General features: G+C 65.1%; 17 protein-coding genes. 15 read left to right on the top strand and 2 right to left on the bottom strand.

The features are described 5' to 3' along the window. Window positions 1–27 precede the first annotated feature (27 nt). From NUU27_RS01005 to NUU27_RS00975, 7 genes are all read left to right on the top strand, one after another. Window positions 28–2,658 carry an HAD-IC family P-type ATPase gene (locus NUU27_RS01005; RefSeq protein ID WP_257760164.1) on the top strand — a complete coding sequence of 877 codons (2,631 nt, stop codon included), beginning with the start codon at window positions 28–30 and terminating at the stop codon, window positions 2,656–2,658. A gap of 130 nt (window positions 2,659–2,788) precedes the next feature. Then, entirely contained in the window at window positions 2,789–2,983 is a 195-nt protein-coding gene (gene napE, locus NUU27_RS01000) for a periplasmic nitrate reductase, NapE protein (RefSeq protein ID WP_257760163.1), read from the top strand. Window positions 2,984–3,002: 19 nt separating this feature from the next. Next, window positions 3,003–3,290 (top strand): 4Fe-4S binding protein, encoded by a 288-nt coding sequence (locus NUU27_RS00995; protein WP_257760162.1) that lies wholly within the window; start codon window positions 3,003–3,005, stop codon window positions 3,288–3,290. Continuing rightward, entirely contained in the window at window positions 3,283–3,546 is a 264-nt protein-coding gene (locus NUU27_RS00990) for a chaperone NapD (RefSeq protein WP_257760161.1), read from the top strand. Before NUU27_RS00995 ends, NUU27_RS00990 begins: the two co-directional genes overlap by 8 nt. Further along, window positions 3,543–6,047, top strand: a complete 2,505-nt coding sequence (napA, locus tag NUU27_RS00985; RefSeq protein WP_257760160.1) for a periplasmic nitrate reductase subunit alpha — start codon at window positions 3,543–3,545, stop codon at window positions 6,045–6,047. Before NUU27_RS00990 ends, napA begins: the two co-directional genes overlap by 4 nt. Next, on the top strand, window positions 6,017–6,514 hold the full coding sequence (locus NUU27_RS00980) for a nitrate reductase cytochrome c-type subunit (RefSeq protein ID WP_257760159.1): 498 nt from the start codon (window positions 6,017–6,019) through the stop codon (window positions 6,512–6,514). Before napA ends, NUU27_RS00980 begins: the two co-directional genes overlap by 31 nt. Next, on the top strand, window positions 6,515–7,258 hold the full coding sequence (locus NUU27_RS00975) for a cytochrome c3 family protein (protein WP_257760158.1): 744 nt from the start codon (window positions 6,515–6,517) through the stop codon (window positions 7,256–7,258). It begins immediately after the preceding gene. Between the two features lie 74 nt (window positions 7,259–7,332). Here the strand turns inward: NUU27_RS00975 and NUU27_RS00970 are convergent, their stop codons facing one another. Beyond that, window positions 7,333–8,622 carry a pilus assembly protein TadG-related protein gene (locus tag NUU27_RS00970; RefSeq protein WP_257760157.1) on the bottom strand — a complete coding sequence of 430 codons (1,290 nt, stop codon included), beginning with the start codon at window positions 8,620–8,622 and terminating at the stop codon, window positions 7,333–7,335. Window positions 8,623–8,841: 219 nt separating this feature from the next. Between NUU27_RS00970 and NUU27_RS00965 the strand changes: the two genes are divergently transcribed. From NUU27_RS00965 to NUU27_RS00930, 8 genes are all read left to right on the top strand, one after another. Then, entirely contained in the window at window positions 8,842–9,354 is a 513-nt protein-coding gene (locus NUU27_RS00965; protein ID WP_257760156.1) for a prepilin peptidase, read from the top strand. A 12-nt stretch (window positions 9,355–9,366) separates the two neighbouring features. Continuing rightward, complete coding sequence (cpaB, locus tag NUU27_RS00960) at window positions 9,367–10,170, top strand: Flp pilus assembly protein CpaB (protein WP_257760155.1); 804 nt, start codon at window positions 9,367–9,369, stop codon at window positions 10,168–10,170. 1 nt (window position 10,171) lies between these two features. Beyond that, window positions 10,172–11,917, top strand: a complete 1,746-nt coding sequence (locus tag NUU27_RS00955; RefSeq protein ID WP_257760154.1) for an AAA family ATPase — start codon at window positions 10,172–10,174, stop codon at window positions 11,915–11,917. Window positions 11,918–11,922: 5 nt separating this feature from the next. After that, a complete protein-coding gene (locus tag NUU27_RS00950; protein WP_257760153.1) occupies window positions 11,923–12,336 on the top strand; it encodes a TadE/TadG family type IV pilus assembly protein in 414 nt (137 codons plus the stop codon). Window positions 12,337–12,597: 261 nt separating this feature from the next. Beyond that, the gene (locus tag NUU27_RS00945) at window positions 12,598–12,771 is read left to right on the top strand and encodes a Flp family type IVb pilin (RefSeq protein ID WP_257760152.1); all 174 of its coding nucleotides are present in this window, start codon (window positions 12,598–12,600) and stop codon (window positions 12,769–12,771) included. A 97-nt stretch (window positions 12,772–12,868) separates the two neighbouring features. After that, window positions 12,869–14,284, top strand: coding sequence for a CpaF family protein (locus tag NUU27_RS00940; protein ID WP_257760151.1), 1,416 nt, complete (start codon window positions 12,869–12,871; stop codon window positions 14,282–14,284). 12 nt (window positions 14,285–14,296) lie between these two features. Next, window positions 14,297–15,316: a type II secretion system F family protein gene (locus NUU27_RS00935; RefSeq protein ID WP_257760150.1), complete on the top strand. Its 1,020-nt coding sequence runs from the start codon at window positions 14,297–14,299 to the stop codon at window positions 15,314–15,316. 9 nt (window positions 15,317–15,325) lie between these two features. After that, window positions 15,326–16,297: a type II secretion system F family protein gene (locus tag NUU27_RS00930; RefSeq protein WP_257760149.1), complete on the top strand. Its 972-nt coding sequence runs from the start codon at window positions 15,326–15,328 to the stop codon at window positions 16,295–16,297. A 40-nt stretch (window positions 16,298–16,337) separates the two neighbouring features. Here the strand turns inward: NUU27_RS00930 and NUU27_RS00925 are convergent, their stop codons facing one another. Then, window positions 16,338–17,369 (bottom strand): chemotaxis protein CheB, encoded by a 1,032-nt coding sequence (locus NUU27_RS00925; RefSeq protein ID WP_257760148.1) that lies wholly within the window; start codon window positions 17,367–17,369, stop codon window positions 16,338–16,340. Between the last annotated feature and the right edge of the window lie 4 nt (window positions 17,370–17,373).

Genomic DNA, 17,373 nt, shown 5'->3' with positions numbered 1-17,373 from the left:
CGAGGACAAGCCGAGGCAGTCGACCAGATGAACATCAGCGGCGCCACCATGGAGCAGTTTGCCGGCCTCAGTGAGGCCGAGGCCGCCGCCCGCCTTGCCCGCTTCGGTCCAAACACACTGCCGGAGCCCCGACCGCCGTCGCTGCTCGCGGTCTTCCTGCGGCAGTTCCTGAGCCCGCTGATCTATATCCTGCTGGCGGCGGCGCTCGTCTCGTTGGCCCTGAGTGATGTAAGCGACGCTCTCTTCATCGGCGCCGTCCTCTTCGTCAACGGCATCGTCGGTGCCGCCCAGGAGTATTCGGCCGGACGCGCGGCAGCGGCGCTGCGGCAATACGAGGTGGCGCAGGCGCACGTCGTGCGCGACGGCTCCGCGCGCAGGCTCGATGCGCGGGAACTGGTGCCCGGCGACCTCGTGCTGCTGGAGGCCGGGGATCGTGTCTCGGCCGACATCCAGCTCCTCGAGGCGATCGACCTGAAGGTGGACGAGTCGCTCCTGACCGGCGAATCGGCGGCGGTGGGAAAGAGCCCGGCCGCTCCGGACCCGCCCGCCTCCCGTGCCTATGCGGGAACGCTGGTCACGCGGGGCCGCGGCCGCGGCGTCGTCTCGGCGACGGGACACACAACCGAGCTCGGCCGCATCGCCGGCGAAATCGGCAAGCGGCCCATGACGCAGCCGCCGCTGATGATCCGGCTCGAACATTTCTCGCGCCTGATCGCCGTCACCGTCGGCATATCGGTGGTGCTCCTCATCATCGTCGGCAGCCTGCGCGACATGCCCTTCCACACGCTCTTCCTGATGGCGGTCGGGCTTGCCGTGAGCGCCATCCCCGAAGGCTTGCCGGTCGCCATCTCGATCGCGCTTGCCGTCGGCATGCGGCGCATGGCGGCTGCCCATGTCATCGTGCGCAACATGCCGGCGGTGGAATCGCTCGGCTCCTGCACCATCATCGCCACCGACAAGACCGGCACGCTGACGCTCAACGAACTGACCGTCACGGATGTCTGCCTGCCGGAGGGGACGAAATTCGTGTTCGAGGCCGGCGAGGACCTTGAAGCCTGCGCCGTCCACAGCACCTGTCCCGGCGACCTCGACGCGCGGGGGCGGGTGTCGGCACTGCTGAAGGCCGCCAGCCTTCCCAACGAGGCGCGTCTTTCCCGGGACGTGACCGGCTGGAAGGGACTTGGCGACACGGTCGACGTGGCGCTGCTGGCGGCCGCCCGCAAGGCGGGAATCAGGTATGAGGATGTGCAGGAGACATACCCGCTCGTCGCACGCATCCCCTATGAGCCCGACATCCGCTATGCCGCCTCCTTCCACCGGCGCGGCAAGGGCGTGCGCATTTTCGTCAAGGGTGCGCCGGAAACCCTGATCGCGATGGCCGCGCAGATGGATACCGGCGGCGGGCCGGTGCCCATCGACCACGCGACGTTGCTCGGCCAGAAAGAAGAGATGGCGGCGCGCGGCCTGCGTGTGCTTGCCTTCGCCGAAGGCACGGTTGCGGAAGTCGGGGACGGCCGGTACGGCCATGGCCATCTGGTCGACCTCCTCTTCCTCGGAATGGCGGGGATGCAGGATCCGATCCGCTCCGAAGTCCCCCAGGCGATCGCCGACTGCCGCGCTGCTGGCGTGGAGGTGGCGATGGTGACGGGCGACGATCCGCGCACCGCGGCCGCGATCGCCGCGCAGGCGGGATTGCAGTTCACCGAGGCGCAGGTGGTCACCGGCGAAGCGGTGCGCCGGGCGGAAGAGGCCGGCGAAGCCGAGCTCGACCGCCTGACGCGCACAGCCCGCATCTATGCCCGCGTCGACCCGGCGCAGAAGCTCAGCATCGTCCTGTCGCTGGCGCGCGGCGGGCATTTCGTGGCGGCCACCGGCGACGGCGTGAACGACGCCCCCGCCCTGACCCACGCCCATGTCGGCGTGGCCATGGGGCGCAAGGGCACGGACGTGGCCCGCGAGAGCGCCGACATCGTGCTCACCGACGACAATTTCGCCTCCATCGTCGCCGGCATACGGGAAGGCCGCATTGCCTATGCAAACATCCGCAAGGTGGTGTTCATGGTGGTGTCGACGGGAGCGGCGGAAGTCGTCCTGTTCCTGCTGGCGATCCCGCTGGGCCTGCCCATGCCGCTCCTGCCGGTGCAACTTCTGTGGCTGAACCTTGTCACCAACGGCATACAGGACATCGCGCTGGCAACGGAAAAGGCCGAAGGCGACGAACTCGCCTACCCGCCCCGCAGGCCGGGCGAGCCGATCTTCGACCGGGTGATGATCCGCCGCATCGTGCACTCGACGGTGGTCATGGGGTTCGGCGGCTTCGCGCTCTTCTGGTGGCTTCTCGAGAAAGGCACCGATCCCGACACCGCACGCAACATGCTGCTCCTCCTCTTCGTGCTGTTCGAGAACTTCCAGACCTTCAACAGCCGTTCCGAGCACCACTCGGTCTTCCGCCGAGGCTTCCTGTCCAACCGGTTCCTGGTCCTGGGCGTGATCGCCGCACAGGCGCTGCACATCGGCGCCATGTACATGCCGGGATTGAGCGACACGCTGGGCCTTGCTCCTGTGAGTCTCGTCGAATGGGCCTGGCTGCTGCTTGCGGCCTCCACCCTGCTCGCGGTCATGGAATTCGAAAAATGGTGGGACAAGCGCCACCGCTGAGCACTCCGGGCATGCGGGCCGGATGATATTCCCATAACCGCGCGTTGAAATTCCTCGTCCGCCTGCGTTATCATCGCGGCGAAGCGCCGCGGAGGAGACTGGGCGCGGGTCCAAGGCACATGAGGTTCTCATGCCCCAGGACAAACAGGAATTGGCCGCAGCGGGCGATATGGGCCGCGCTCCCAGGCGGAAGGAACTGCTCACCTTCCTGGTGCTGGCTTTCGGCATCTGGCCGATCCTCGCCGTCGGCGTCGTCGGCGGCTACGGCTTTCTCGTGTGGATGTGGCAGATCGTCTTCGGCCCTCCGGGACCGCCGGGAGGCTGAGCGATTGTCGGACACGCCCATGAACCGCAGGCTCTTCCTGACCGGCAACTGGCGCACATCCGGGGCGGCCGGCGGCGAGGCAGCGATCGAGATCGCCGATGCCTGCCTGGCCCGCTCGGGCGTGGCCTGCATGGCCTGCCGCGATGCCTGCCCCGAGGACGCGATCGGTTTCAGGCCGGGGCCAGGCAGACTGTTCGTTCCCGAACTCGCAGACGACCTTTGCACGCGTTGCGGGCGATGCATAACGACCTGTCCGGTCGGGGCGATCAGCCTGATGCCGGAGCATCGCGAGGCTGTCCATGCCTGAGCGGTCCTTCCTGCATGTATCGAGCGCGGTCGTCTGCGTGCGGCCGGAACGCGCCCAGGCCGTGATCGCCGCGATCTCCGCCATGCAGGCCACCGAGGTCCACGCTCACGATGCGGCGCGCATCGTCGTGGTCATGGAAGGGCGCAGCACCGGAGAGCTGGGCGACAGGCTGGCATCGATCGCCCTGACCCCGGGCGTCATCGCCGCGAACATGGTGTTCGAACATGTCGAGGAACTGGAGGAGACACCATCATGACGGCCGAACCGACCCGACGCGACGTGCTCAAGGCGCAGGCGGCAGCCATCGCGGCGGCAGCGGCGGGAATAGCGCTCCCGGCCTCCGCACAACCCGTTCCCGGCGGGGTCAGCGCGCTGGAGATCAAATGGTCCAAGGCGCCGTGCCGCTTCTGCGGCACCGGATGCGGCGTGATGGTCGGCGTCAAGGACGGCCAGGTGGTCGCCACCCACGGCGACATGCAGGCCGAGGTCAACCGCGGCCTCAACTGCATCAAGGGCTATTTCCTGTCCAAGATCATGTATGGCGAAGACCGCCTCACCACGCCGCTGATGCGCAAGAGGAACGGCGTCTTCGACAAGGAGGGCGACTTCGAGCCGGTCTCGTGGGACGAGGCCTTCGACGTCATGGCCGACAAGTGCAAACAGGTGCTGCGCGACAAGGGGCCGACCGCCATCGGCATGTTCGGTTCCGGCCAGTGGACGATCTTCGAGGGATACGCGGCGACCAAGCTGATGCGCGCAGGCTTCCGTTCGAACAATCTCGACCCGAACGCCCGCCATTGCATGGCCTCGGCGGCGACCGCCTTCATCCGCGCCTTCGGCAGCGACGAGCCGATGGGCTGCTACGACGATTTCGAGCACGCGGACGCCTTCGTCCTGTGGGGCTCCAACATGGCCGAGATGCACCCGATCCTGTGGACCAGGGTCGCCGACCGCCGGCTTGGCAATCCGCATGTGCGCTGCGCGGTGCTGTCCACCTTCACCCACCGCTCGATGGACCTGACCGACATCCCGATCATCTTCAAGCCCGGGACGGATCTTGCCATCCTCAACTACATCGCCAACCACATCATCCAGACGGGCCGGGTCAACGAGCGATTCATCAACGACCACACCACCTTCATGCGCGGCGTCGTCGACATCGGCTACGGGCTCAGGACGGAGCACGAGCTCGAGATCAACGCCACCGGCGCCTCCGATCCCGGCCGCATGGAGCCCATCGACTTCGAGACCTTCAAGCAGTTCGTGTCGAACTACACGCTCGAGATGGCGGCCGAGCTTTCGGGCGCCGACCCGGGATTTCTGGAGGAGCTGGCCGAGCTTTACGCCGACCCCGCAAAGAAGGTGATGTCGCTCTGGACCATGGGCTTCAACCAGCATGTGCGCGGCGTGTGGGCCAATCACATGGTCTACAACATCCATCTCCTGACCGGAAAAATCTCCGAGCCGGGCAACAGCCCGTTCTCGCTGACCGGGCAGCCTTCGGCCTGCGGCACGGCGCGCGAGGTCGGAACGTTTGCGCACCGCCTGCCGGCCGATCTGGTGGTGACAAACCCCGAGCATCGGCATCATGCCGAGGAAATCTGGGGGCTGCCCGAGGGATTGCTGCCGGATCAGCCGGGCTACCACGCCGTGCAGCAGGACCGCATGCTTCGTGACGGCCTGCTCAATTTCTACTGGATCCAGGTCAACAACAATCTTCAGGCGGCGCCCAACAACAGCCAGGAGACCTATCCCGGCTACCGCAATCCGGACAATTTCATCGTCGTCTCCGATGCCTATCCGACGGTCACCGCGATGGCGGCGGACGTCATCCTGCCGGCCGCCATGTGGGTGGAAAAGGAAGGCGCCTACGGCAATGCCGAGCGGCGCACCCATGTGTGGCACCAGCTCGTCCAGGCGCCCGGCGAGGCGCGGTCGGATCTGTGGCAGCTCGCCGAATTCTCCAAGCGCTTCACCACCGACGAGGTGTGGCCCGAGGACATGCTCTCGGCGAACCCGGACTATCGCGGGCGCACGCTGTTCGACATCCTGTTCCGCAACGGCAAGGTGGACCGCTTCCCGCTCGACGAGCTGGACCCGGAATACGCCAACAACGAAGCAACCGAATTCGGCTTCTACATACAGAAGGGCCTGTTCGAGGAATATGCCGAGTTCGGGCGCGGCCACGGGCACGATCTGGCGCCCTACGACCGCTACCACCAGGAGCGCGGCCTGCGCTGGCCGGTGGTCGACGGCCAGGAGACGCGCTGGCGCTACCGTGAGGGACACGACCCTTACGTGAAGCCCGGCGAAGGCGTGAAGTTCTACGGCCGGCCGGACGGGCGGGCGGTCATCCTCGCCGTGCCCTACGAGCCGCCCGCGGAGTCCCCGGACGATGAATACGACCTGTGGCTCGTCACCGGGCGCGTTCTGGAGCATTGGCATTCCGGCTCCATGACAATGCGCGTTCCCGAGCTCTATCGCGCCTTTCCGGGTGCCGTATGCTTCATGAACGCCGACGATGCGCGCCGCAAAGGCCTCAACCAGGGCATGGAGGTGCGCGTCGTCTCGCGGCGCGGCGAAATCAGAAGCAGGATCGAGACGCAGGGCCGCAACCGCATGCCGCGCGGTGTCGTCTTCGTGCCCTGGTTCGACGCCAGCCAACTCATCAACAAGGTGACGCTGGATGCCACCGACCCCATTTCCAAACAGACGGATTTCAAGAAATGCGCGGTGAAGATAGAACGTCTCGCCTGAGCGCGCGGCAGAAATACGCTCTCGCAGCGCTCCTGTCGATCCTAGTCACCGGCTCAGCGGCCCTTGCCCAGATGAGCGCGGTTCCCGAACTTTCGGGCGCCAATCCGCCGATGGACAATGTCGCGGCCGATCCCATTCCCCGCTGGGTCACGGACGACGTGCGCAAGATGCGCGCCTATCCCGAACAGCCGCCGGTCATCCCCCATTCCATCCAGGGCTATCAGCTGTCGGTCAACACAAACCGCTGCCTGTCCTGCCACAAGCGCGAGTTCACGCAAGGCTCCGGCGCACCGATGATCAGCGTGACACACTACATGAACCGCGACGGCCAGATGCTGGCCGATGTCTCGCCGCGCCGCTATTTCTGCACGGCTTGTCACGTCCCCCAGGCCGACACCGCCCCGCTCGTCGACAACGTCTTCAAGGACATGATCGAGCTGGGCGTCGAGCATGCGGGAGACGAATAGGTGCTCGGGCGGATCAAGCGGGTCGTGCGCTGGGCCTGGTCGCTCGTCAGCACGCCGGCGGCGACGCTGAGCCTGGGGTTCCTGACGCTCGGCGGCTTTCTCGGGGGCGTGATCTTCTGGGGCGCGTTCAACACGGCACTCGAGATCACCAACACCGAGGCCTTCTGCATCTCCTGTCACGAGATGGAGACCAACGTCTACGAGGAGCTCACCCGCACCATCCACTTCGCCAACCGGTCAGGTGTGCGCGCCTCATGCCCGGATTGTCACGTACCGCATGAATGGACCGACAAGATCGCCCGGAAGATGCAGGCGTCGAAGGAGGTGTGGGGCAAGATCTTCGGGACGATCAGCACCCGCCGCAAGTTTCTCGACAAGCGTCTCGAACTCGCCCAGCATGAATGGGCGCGCCTGAAAGCAAATGACAGCCTTGAGTGCCGCAACTGCCATTCCTCGGTGGCCATGGACCTGTCGCGGCAGACGGCGCGGGCAGCGGAGATCCACACGCGCTACCTGCTGTCCGGCGAGGCGACCTGCATCGACTGCCACAAGGGTATCGCGCACGAATTGCCGAACATGGAGGGCATCGATCCGGGCTGGCAGGTGCCGCCGGATCTGCGCGGCGAGCAACTGCCGCAGTCTTCCGAGCTGGACGCTCTGCAAAACTGGGTGCTGCTCGCCGGACAGAAGGCAAACCGCTTCCCCGAAATGGAACTTCCCGCCGCCGGGGCGACATCCGAATAATCGCTCGGGAGGGGCCGGCAGTTGCGTTTCGGCGAATGCCGCTTGCAGCCCGCCTTTTCGATGATTGCGGACGGTCACTCCACGATCGCAACAGTCCGCCCGACGACGATCTTGTTCGCCTCGTCGGTGCAGGTCTCCATGGTGGAGTTGCCGGTGAAGGTGACGCGGTCGGCGACGATCTGCAGACACCCGCCGGTCACGGTGGAGTTGCCCGTGAAATCGATCGCTCCGGTCGGTGTGTAGATCGCACCCTGCAGGCTCCATTCGGTGTTGCCCGTGACGGTATGACCAACGCCCGTTCCAAGGCGACTGCCGAACAGCAGCAAGCCGGCATAGGGGCCGGTTGTCGGGGCGGAAAGCGTGATGTCGGAATTTCCGGTCAGGTTGGCCCTTGCCGCATTGGCGAGCAGGAAGGTCACGCCATTGCCGGTAAGCGATGCCCCTGCCGTCACCGTAAGCTCACCGCCGTCGATGATGTAGAGACCGGGCTTGAGGACGATGGTGCCCTTGATGTCCAGCCCTCCACAAAAACGAAGCGCCTCCTCGCCCGTGGGAAACGTGTCGAACGAATAGGTTGAGGTCGAGATGTGGGACAGCGACCGGCAAGGAAGCTGGTCGATCTGCATTTCGTCCGGTTCGACGATGTCGGCAAAGGGGTCAGAGACGGGCGGAGCAGAGACCACAGGCTGGCTGCAGCCGGTCAAGGTCAGGCCCGTTGTGGTGATCGCTCCGCCGACGGAATACACGCAGTCGGTCGACATGAGGGCGCTGCCGTTCCGCATCAGGAACGCATCCGTCGCAGTCGAATTCGCGGCGACGCTGCATCCCGTCAGCTTCACGTCCGTCGATCCCGTCACGGTGACGGCGCCCGAGACCGACGTCGAGAGCGCGAGGACGCATGCTTTCGAGCCGCCCTTCACCTCGGCGACGGCCCGAGCGGCAAGAACGAGCGGTTCACTGGAAAAGACCGAGGAGAAAAGCCGCGCATGCGTTTCGGTCAGTTCAACCGAGATCTTTCCGCTCGTTGTCGTCGATCCCGACGAGGGCTCCACCAAGAGGGTGCCTATGTCGGGCTGATAGCCGGTGCCGCGCGCCGTGCGCAGGGCGGCCGCTTCCATCGCGGCCTGGGCGTCTCCGGCACGATAACGAACCGCGGCCGCATAGACGGCCACGTCCGCCGCATGCTGCAGCTTACGCTGCTTGAGAAACCAGTAGCCGGTTTCCGCACCGAGCCCCATCGCGCCGATGACCACAGGAAACACGATGGCCGCGACGACGGCCACCGCGCCCTTTTCGTCTCGGGCCAGCCTGCCGGGGAGGCCCGGCCGGCTTCGGTGCTTCGCGGTGCGGGAATGCAGCTTCATAGCCATCTCCGGCATTGCAGTGATGGCCGCCGATATAGCGGTTTGCACGCTCCTGCTCGATTCAGCCACACGGCCTAGTCCCGCCGACGGGACGGCCCGTGGCATTAGACCATCAGGCTGAATGGCGCTTTCGGCGGCCAAGCATCAAATTGCCGGCAACTGCGGGCTCGCCATCGTTCATCGGTGCCGTCTCCCGCTCAAACCTTACCGGAGCCCGAGATGATCTCCACCTTTGCAGCATGGGCTGCACTCCTCCTTTTCGCGGGCGGCATGATCTATGCCGCACTGAAGGATGTGGCGACGATGACGATCACAAACCGGCTCGTGCTGCTGCTGGCCGCCGCCTATATGGTTTTCGCGCCCCTTGCCGGGGTCGGATCCGACGAGATGCTCACGGCCGCGTCCGTCGCGGCGATCGTGCTTGCAGGCGCTTTCCTGCTTTTCTCCCTTGGCTGGATCGGCGGGGGCGACGCGAAGCTTGCCGCGGTGGCCGTTCTGTGGCTGGGCGCGGATCAGGCATTCACCTATCTCCTCTACGTCGCGGTGGTCGGTGCGCTGTTCACCCTGGCGTTGATCCAGCTCCGACGGATGCCGTTGCCCGGTTTTCTGCAGCAGGCGGCATGGACAGGGCGGCTGCTCGGGGCCTCGCACGGCGTTCCCTATGGCGTCGCCCTGTCGGTCGCTGCACTCCTGCTCCTGGCCGATAGCCCGTCCTTCTCAGCCGTTATCTAGCGAGGCAAAGAGATGTTCCGTATCCTCATTCTCGTCCTGGCGCTTTCCTGCGGCGGTGTCGCCGCATGGCTGGCCATGGGAACGGCCGGCCAGCCGACCGCGTCCGCGGCCGTCGTCACCGACGAGGTGGCGGCGCCCGACAAGGAAGTGCTGGTGGCCGCATCCAACCTTGCGCATGGAACCGTGCTCAAGGAAACGGATCTGCGTTGGCAGCCGTGGACGGCGGGAGACGTCCCGGCCGTCTTCATGAGCCGTGCTGCGCAGCCGGACGCACCCGAGGCGCTCAAGGGCTCACTGGTGCGCGGCGGATTCGTGGCCGGCGAGCCGATCCGTGACGACCGGCTCGCCCAGCCGGGCGCCGGCTTCCTGTCCGGTCAGCTCCCCTCAGGAAAACGTGCGATTGCCGTTCGGGTTACGGCCGAGAGCACGGCAGGGGGGTTCATCCTGCCGAACGACCGCGTGGATCTCATCCACACCAGGGTGAATTCCGGACAGGAGGGCGGGGAAAAAGTGTCGAGCCGAACGATCCTCTCCAACATCCGCGTTCTCGCTGTCGATCAAACCGCGACCGGCGTGAGCGACGGGGCTCCCGTCGTCGGCAAGACCGCCACGCTCGAGGTGGATCCGCAGCAGATTCCCCTGATCACGGCAGCCGAAGCGTCGGGCTCCATCTCGCTGGCCCTGCGCGCCGCCTCCGACAAGGCCGAGCCCACCGCAATCATGGCGGAAGCGAAGCGCACCAGGACCATACGGATTTTCGGCGGCGACACTTTGAGGACCGTCGAGTTCCCCTCTTTCGGCCGTGAAGGCAGCTGACATGACCCAGATCGCAATTGAAGAACGGGACATGGATCCCATCAACGCGCCTCAGGTGCTGCACACGATCCCGAAGATCGACATCACCGCCTTCTGCAGGTCCGCGGATCTGGCAGAGGCGATCCGCACCGGCGCGCTTGACCGCCGCATGGTGCGGGCCAGCCTGTCGGTCCGCGACGGCGGCATGGCCGAGGCTGCTTCCTTCTATCGAGGCACACCCTCGCCGAACCTCGTCGTCGTCGAAAGCCATGAGCAGAATGGAAAGCTCATGGCGGAGCTCGAAGCGCTGGCGCTCGAATGCATCGCCGGCACCAAGGTGATCGTCATCGGCTCTTCCAACGACGTCAATCTTTATCGCGAGCTCGTCGAAGCGGGCGTGGACGACTATCTCGTCGCCCCCGTCGCGCCCATGGCGTTCGTCGAGGCTGTGTCGCGCTGCTTCCGCAATTCGGTCGAGCAGAAACTGGGGCGCATCATCGCCTTCATCGGCGCCAAAGGAGGCAGCGGATCCTCCACGATCGCCCACAACGTGGCCGCCGCGATGGTGGACCGGTCGGACGCCGACGTCCTTGTCGCCGACCTCGACCTGCAATTCGGCACAGTCGGCCTGGATTTCGACGTCGATGCGCCCCAGGGAATGGCGGACGTCATCGACGGCGTGGATCGCGTCGATGAAGTCCTGCTCAAGCGTATCGCGGTGAAGCACTCGGAACGTTTGCACCTGCTGCCCGTCAATGCCGCCTTCGACAGGTCCTTCAACCTGAAAGAGGAAGACGTCGACCGGCTGCTGGACGTCGCCAGATCGAGTTCGTGGCATCTCGTCCTCGACATTCCGCATCTTTGGACCCCGTGGACGAAGAAGGCGCTGCTGAGCGCGGATGAGATCGTCATAACCGCAACGCCGGACCTGGCGAGCATGCGCAATGCCAAGAACATCATCGAGTTTCTCAAAAAGGCCCGACCAAACGATCCGCCCCCACGGCTCGTCCTCAATCGCGTCGGCACGCCGAAACTGCCGGAAGTCAAGCTCAAGGACTTTGCGGCGGCGGTCGGCGTGGAGCAATGGGTGACGGTGCCGTTCGACGCGCCGGCGTTCGGCAAAGCTGCCAACGAAGGCCGTATGGTGACGAAAGTCGCCCGTGGCTCGAAGGCTGCGCGGGCGATGAGCGAGCTGGCGTGGCGGGTGAGTGGCCAGCGTGACAAGAGAAGCGGAAAGAAATTCCAGCTGCAGGCGTTCCTGGGAACATTCAGGCGCCGCCGCTGGCAGGACAAGCTGCCTTTTGCCAACGGCAAGGCGGCGGAACTGGCTTCGTCCGAGAGCGGTGTTTCCGCCGTCGAATTCGCGCTCATCGCGCCGGTCCTGGCGTTTTCGCTGGTGGCAATGGCGGATGTGGGGCTCGCCCTTCATGAACGCACGGCCATGGACCACGCGCTGCGCGCCGGCGCACAGGCGGCAATGTCCGATCCGGGCGAGGCCGCAGTGCAGAAAGTGATGGAATCCACCCTCGGGCAGACAGGAACCTCTGCGGGGGTCACTTTCGACCTGGTGAAACGCTACTGCGCCTGCCCGGAAAACGCCGACGTGGCGCCTGCCGACGCGCCGGCCTGCACGGTTTCCTGTGCAAGCTCGGCAGCGCCGTTCGTGTTCTACCGGCTACAGGCTTCGAAGACCTACGACGCCATGTCGCTGCCGGAGATACTGGCGGATTTCCGGCTGAGTTCGTCCGCCGAAATCCAGATTCAGTGATGCCCATGCTGCGCGCGCTCAATCGCCTCGCGAAATGCCGGTCGGGGGCGGCGGCGGTCGAATTTGCGATCGTCTGCATGCCCCTGCTCCTGGTCAGCCTCGGCGTCGTCGAGTTCGGCCGCGCCCTTTTCATACGCAACGACTTGGCTTATGCGGCGGACGTCGCCGCCCGTAAGGTGCTGATCGGTCAGATACCTGCCGGTGCTTCTGCGAGCGAGGCTGCCATCGGATTTGAAAACGCCATTCGTGACGCTTTCGACGGAGATGTGGATCAGCTGCAGATCGCGGTCGGTGTAGAAACCGTCGACGGCGTGCCGTATCGCACGCTGTCGATCCGCTATCCGTTCACCTTCCTCGTACCGGGCGTCAGCGACAGTCCTCTCGCTCTCAGCGTCTCCAGACGCATTCCGGTAAGCTGAAGCCCAGCATCGCGCAGCTTCGAAGACCCCAGCCGGACGAATGACGTGCGCACGGCATCCGCCGTGCCGACCCGAGCAGGCGTATTAGGCCATGTGGCCGAAGATCGCGCCAAAGCGGTCGGCCATCAGGCTGAATGGAGCGCCATGGTTAACGCAGCTATATGAGGCTCACACAGAGCGATGAGGCAACCGACCGACAGCCTGTGACGCCGATCCATGGTGGTGTCGGCGCAACCCAGCAACCAGTAGATGGATCGAATCATGAAGAACCTCGTCACCCGCTTCGCCAAGAATGAATCCGGCGCGACCGCGATCGAATACGGCCTCATCGCCGGCCTCATCGCCGTCGTCATCATCACGGCCGTCGGCCTCGTCGGCACAGACGTCAGCAACACGTTCCAGGCGATCGCCAACCGGCTGAACCCCACCCTCTAAAGGAAGCTTCCGGCTTTTCTGGAAGGGCAATACGGGGGGCGCACGGCCCCCCTTTTTTCCAGGTACCGGTTGTGCGGAAACGTTCGGGACAAGAGCAATGATTGGCAGAAAATCCGCCGCGCAAGTTCAGTCCGTTGAAAGCAAGGCTCTTCCGATCGCCGAGCCGGAACCGGCACGCCTGCCGCAAAAGCCGGCGGCAGCACCGGCGCGCATCTCCGCGGGAAAACCGGACCATTACTACCATCTGAAGAAAGACGTCTTCAGCACGCTCATCGCCGCCATCGACGTGGCTGCTTTGTCGACGATGGAGGAGCTTCAGGCCCGCCAGGAAATCGGTGCGATCGTCAACGACATCGTCGCCGCCAAGAAGGCCGGCCTCTCGCAGGCCGAGCAGGACACGCTGCTCGGCGAGATCTGCGACGACATTCTGGGCTACGGCCCGCTCGAGCCGCTGCTCAAGCGCGACGACATCGCCGACATCATGGTCAACGGTGCGGGGCAGGTCTTCATCGAAGTGGGCGGGCAGGTGCAAGAGACCAGCATCCGCTTCCGCGACAACGAACAGCTTCTGAACATCTGCCAGCGTATCGTCAGCCAGGTCGGCCGCCGCGTCGATGAATCGAGCCCGATCTGCGATGCGCGCCTGGCGGACGGCTCGCGCGTCAACGTCATCGCACCTCCATTGGCGATCGACGGACCCAGCCTCACCATCCGCAAATTCAAGAAGGACAAGCTGACCCTCGATCAGCTCGTGCGCTTCGGTTCGATCACGCCGGAGGGGGCCGAGATCCTGAGGATCATCGGCCGCGTCCGCTGCAACGTGCTGATCTCCGGCGGCACGGGATCGGGCAAGACGACGTTGCTCAACTGCCTGACCGGCTACATCGAACCGGGCGAGCGCATCATCACCTGCGAGGACGCGGCAGAGCTTCAGCTGCAGCAGCCGCATGTGGTCCGCCTGGAAACGCGGCCGCCGAACATCGAGGGACAGGGCGAGATCACCATGCGGGCCCTCGTCAAGAACTGCCTGCGCATGCGGCCCGAGCGCATCATCGTCGGCGAGGTGCGCGGGCCGGAGGCCTTCGATCTCCTGCAGGCGATGAACACCGGCCATGACGGCTCGATGGGAACGCTGCATGCCAACTCACCGCGCGAAGCGATTTCGCGCCTTGAATCCATGATCACCATGGGCGGCTTCGCGCTGCCTTCGAAGACCATTCGCGAGATGATCGTTTCATCGGTGGACGTGATCGTCCAGGCCGCCCGCCTCCGCGACGGCTCGCGCCGCATCACCCACATCACCGAGGTCCTGGGAATGGAGGGCGACGTCGTCACCACCCAGGATCTTTTCGTCTACGACATCCTCGGCGAGGACGCCAACGGCAAGCTGATCGGCAGGCACCGCTCCACCGGCATCGGCCGTCCGGCCTTCTGGGACCGGGCTCGCTACTACGGCGAGGAGGCCCGGCTTGCGGCGGCGCTGGACGCCGCGGAAACGAAAGCGGCAGCCTGAGAGGACGGTGTGATGACTGAATTGAGTTCGTTGTTCGGACCGACCTTCTTTCCGATTGTGGTGTTCGCCTTCGCGACGCTGAGCGTCGCAGGAGTGACCGCGGCGGTCTTTTACCCGCGGCTTGCCCAGCCCAGTTCCTTCAAGCGGCGTTTTCAGGGTCTGGCGACCGCCGATGCTGAAGCGGGTGCCGCACCCTCGGCCGACGAGGAGCGCGACCGCCGCAGATCGGTGGAAAAGACGCTGCGGGAGCTCGAGGAAAAACAAAAGGCGAAGAGCAGGAAGGCCGGCAAGCCAACGCTTTCAGGCAGGATCAGGCAGGCGGGCCTGAGCTGGTCGACGAAGCGCTATTACATCGCCTGCGCCGTCTCGGGGGCCGCGTCCCTGCTGCTTGCCTTTGTCTCTGGAGCCGGAATGCTCGTCTCCCTCGGCTTTGCCGTGGCGGGCGGGCTGCTGCTGCCGCATCTTTATGTCGGGATGCTGCGCAAACGGCGTTTCAAGGGCTTCACGGCGGAGTTCCCCAATGCCATCGATGTGATCGTGCGCGGCCTGAAATCCGGCCTGCCCATGGGAGATTGCCTGCGCGTGATCGCGACCGAGGCGCAGGAGCCGGTCCGCAGCGAATTCGTGTCGATCGTCCAGGACCAGACCCTGGGGATCCCTCTCGACGAAGCGGTTCAAAGGCTGTGGGAACGCGTCCCCCTGCCGGAAGCCAACTTCTTTGCCATCGTCATCGCGCTGCAGAGCCGCACCGGCGGCAGCCTCTCGGAAGCACTCGGCAACCTCTCCAAGGTGTTGCGCGAACGCAAGAAGATGAGCGCCAAGATCAAGGCGATGAGTTCGGAGGCGAAATCATCCGCCGGCATTATCGGCGCGCTGCCGTTTCTCGTATCCGCGGCCGTGTATGTGACCAGTCCCGACTACATGTCGCTGCTGTTCACGACCCTGACCGGCAAGCTGGTGCTCGTGGGCTGTGCGCTCTGGATGGGCATGGGCATCCTTGTCATGCGCAAGATGATCAACTTCGATTTCTGAGGCTATGAGATGGGTTTCACCTCCTATATCCCCGCTCCCGACCATCTCTCGGCGGTCATGGCGGCCATTGCCGCATTCTCGGCCGTCGTCGTGGTGTCGTGGCCCTATCTGTTCCGTGACGATCTCGGCCGCCGCATGCGCAAGGTGGAGAACGAACGTGAGCTGCTGCGCAAGCGTGAGCGGGCGCGCCTTGCCCCGGAAGACAAGCCCAAGTCGCTGCGCAGCGAGCCACGCAAGCTTTTCAAGACGATCGTCGAGCGCTTCAACCTTGCCAAGCAGGCCGAGGACAGCGGGATCGCCGACAGGTTGCGGATGGCCGGTTATCGCGGCAGCGCGCCGGTGACCACGTTCCTCGCCGTGAGACTGATCGCTCCGATCGTGATGTTTGCGATTGCCACGCTTTATTTCCTCTTCCTGCTGAAGCCTGCGGTACCGGTCTTCGCGGTGTTCGGTCTTGCCGCCGCCATCGGAGCGCTCGGATATTTCGCTCCGGCCATCTACATCAGGAACAGGATCACCAAGCGCCAGAAAGCCATCCGCCGCACCTGGCCGGAAGCGCTCGACCTGCTGCTGATCACCGTGGAAGCCGGCATGAGCATCGAGAGCGCATTCCGCAAGGTTGCCGAGGAGATCGGCACCCAATCCACGGAGATCGCGGAGGAGGTGGCGTTGACGACCGCCGAGCTGTCCTACCTGCAGGACCGCCGCCAGGCTTATGAGAATCTCGGCAAGCGGACCGGAGTGGAGGGCGTGCGCGCCGTCGTGACCAGCCTGATCCAGGCAGAAAAATACGGCACCGCGCTGGGGCATGCCTTGCGTGTCATGGCGCAGGAAAACAGGGACATGCGCATGAGCGAGGCCGAAAAACGCGCGGCCGCCCTGCCGCCCAAGCTCACCGTGCCGATGATCGTCTTCTTCCTGCCCGTTCTCTTCGCGGTCATCATCACACCCGCTGCGATCCAGATCGCCGGCATTCAATAGGTGGCGATGCGTCCTCTTGGTCGCATGATCGACAACCGCATCAGGAAACGGCGAGGCCGGCGAGGCGCGCGATGTCTGCGGGCATCTCGCCCAAGGGCACGATGCGGTCGACCAGACCGGAATCGATGGCCGCCTTGGGCATCCCGAACACGGCTGAACTCGCGGCGTCCTGAGCCATGGCCAGGCCGCCGGCGGCGCGGATCGCCTTGAGGCCCTCGGTACCATCACTGCCCATCCCGGTGAGCACGACGGCGAGGCATCCATCGCCGAATGCGCCTGCCAAGGAGGAGAAGAGATATGTCCCCGACGGCCGGAAGCCGTCGAGCGGCGGATCGTCCGCTATGCGGATCCGCTTCTTTCCGCTCACACCCATGTGACGCCCGTCCGGCGCCAGATAGACCGTCGCCGGCGCGAGGATATCGCCGTCTGCCGCGACCTTGACGGTGAGTGCGGTTTCCACGTTGAGCGAAGCGGCGACCGCTTCCATATGCCCGCTCGCGACGTGCTGAACGGCAAGAACCGGCACGGGGAACTGTGGCGGCAATCCCTTCAATATCGTTTTGATCGCCGCCAGCCCGCCCGTCGAAGCGACGATCCCGACGATCCGGACAGGCTCACGATGAGCGCCCTGAGGAGCAGGCGCGCTGCCTCGCGTGCGCCAGCGTCTCACCACCTTCACCTGGGACATGGCCGCGAGGCTCGACAGGAATTTTCGCGCCGATGGCCCGTCCACCCGCCCGTCGGCTTCCAGCGGCGCGGGAAGGATCGCCAGCGCTCCCGATGCCAGCGCCTCGATCGCAAGACCCGCCAGGTCGGGATCGGAAACGGGAGAGATCATGACGATCGGCAGGGGAGCCTCGACCATGATCTCCTTCACCACGTCCGCGCCTTCGAGGCCATCCAGCTTTGGCTCTATGACGAGGATGTCGGGCCGGAGCCGCTTTACCTCTTCGATCGCCTCCTGCTGGCCTCCGGCGATGCCGACCAATTCGACGCCCTCGTCATGATCGACCGTCCGCCTGACAAGCGACTGCAGTTCCGCATTTCGTGCCACGAGGAGGAGGCGGAGCATGGAA

This window comes from Nitratireductor sp. ZSWI3 (genome assembly GCF_024655565.1).
Classification (GTDB): domain Bacteria; phylum Pseudomonadota; class Alphaproteobacteria; order Rhizobiales; family Rhizobiaceae; genus Nitratireductor.
Note: the sequence above shows the minus strand (reverse complement) of the source record. Positions and strands in the feature narration are given on the sequence as shown.

Coding starts and splice junctions, on each gene's coding strand:
- NUU27_RS01005 (WP_257760164.1), top strand. CDS start 28: ATGAACATCAGCGGCGCCACCATGGAGCAGTTTGCCGGCCTCAGTGAG.
- napE (WP_257760163.1), top strand. CDS start 2,789: ATGCCCCAGGACAAACAGGAATTGGCCGCAGCGGGCGATATGGGCCGC.
- NUU27_RS00995 (WP_257760162.1), top strand. CDS start 3,003: ATGAACCGCAGGCTCTTCCTGACCGGCAACTGGCGCACATCCGGGGCG.
- NUU27_RS00990 (WP_257760161.1), top strand. CDS start 3,283: ATGCCTGAGCGGTCCTTCCTGCATGTATCGAGCGCGGTCGTCTGCGTG.
- napA (WP_257760160.1), top strand. CDS start 3,543: ATGACGGCCGAACCGACCCGACGCGACGTGCTCAAGGCGCAGGCGGCA.
- NUU27_RS00980 (WP_257760159.1), top strand. CDS start 6,017: ATGCGCGGTGAAGATAGAACGTCTCGCCTGAGCGCGCGGCAGAAATAC.
- NUU27_RS00970 (WP_257760157.1), bottom strand. CDS start 8,622: ATGAAGCTGCATTCCCGCACCGCGAAGCACCGAAGCCGGCCGGGCCTC.
- NUU27_RS00965 (WP_257760156.1), top strand. CDS start 8,842: ATGATCTCCACCTTTGCAGCATGGGCTGCACTCCTCCTTTTCGCGGGC.
- cpaB (WP_257760155.1), top strand. CDS start 9,367: ATGTTCCGTATCCTCATTCTCGTCCTGGCGCTTTCCTGCGGCGGTGTC.
- NUU27_RS00955 (WP_257760154.1), top strand. CDS start 10,172: ATGACCCAGATCGCAATTGAAGAACGGGACATGGATCCCATCAACGCG.
- NUU27_RS00950 (WP_257760153.1), top strand. CDS start 11,923: ATGCTGCGCGCGCTCAATCGCCTCGCGAAATGCCGGTCGGGGGCGGCG.
- NUU27_RS00945 (WP_257760152.1), top strand. CDS start 12,598: ATGAAGAACCTCGTCACCCGCTTCGCCAAGAATGAATCCGGCGCGACC.
- NUU27_RS00940 (WP_257760151.1), top strand. CDS start 12,869: ATGATTGGCAGAAAATCCGCCGCGCAAGTTCAGTCCGTTGAAAGCAAG.
- NUU27_RS00935 (WP_257760150.1), top strand. CDS start 14,297: ATGACTGAATTGAGTTCGTTGTTCGGACCGACCTTCTTTCCGATTGTG.
- NUU27_RS00930 (WP_257760149.1), top strand. CDS start 15,326: ATGGGTTTCACCTCCTATATCCCCGCTCCCGACCATCTCTCGGCGGTC.
- NUU27_RS00925 (WP_257760148.1), bottom strand. CDS start 17,369: ATGCTCCGCCTCCTCCTCGTGGCACGAAATGCGGAACTGCAGTCGCTT.